The organism is Streptomyces sp. SID13726, assembly GCF_010548375.1.
Taxonomy (GTDB): Bacteria; Actinomycetota; Actinomycetes; order Streptomycetales; family Streptomycetaceae; genus Streptomyces.
In genome coordinates, this window is the sequence record NZ_JAAGLY010000383.1 from 1 (window position 1) to 460 (window position 460).

1 pseudogene is annotated in these 460 nt (G+C 70.0%); it reads left to right on the forward strand.

Going from position 1 to position 460, the window contains the following annotated elements:
* Nucleotides 1-460: pseudogene (locus tag G3I78_RS48190) on the forward strand (SPFH/Band 7/PHB domain protein); the annotation flags it as partial.

Genomic DNA, 460 nt, shown 5'->3' on the forward strand with positions numbered 1-460 from the left:
ATCCTGGAGGCGCAGGGCACCCAGCAGGCCATGATCCTGCGGGCGGACGGTGAGGCGAAGGCGGTGGAGCTCGTCTTCCAGGCCGTCCACCGCAACAATGCCGACGCGAAGATCCTGGCTTACAAGTATCTGGAGACGCTCCCGCACCTGGCGAACAGCGACAACAACACGTTCTGGGTGATCCCGGGGGAGCTGACCGAGGCGATCCGAACCGTCACCACAGCATTCGGCGGCCAGTCGGCGGCGCAACCTCAGGAAGCAGCTGCCGCCGGCGCTGACCACACGTCGGCCGAAGGCGGGACCCCAGAACTCGACGCAGGCTGGTCGGTTTCGCTCGACGCTGCCGCGGCGGCCGACGAGGCCGGGAAGCAGGCCGCCGCCGCTGTGAGCGACGCCAAGGCCGAGGCGGAGGCCGCGAAGTCACCCCAGACACCGCGCCGGGGGCAGACGTCCGGCGACC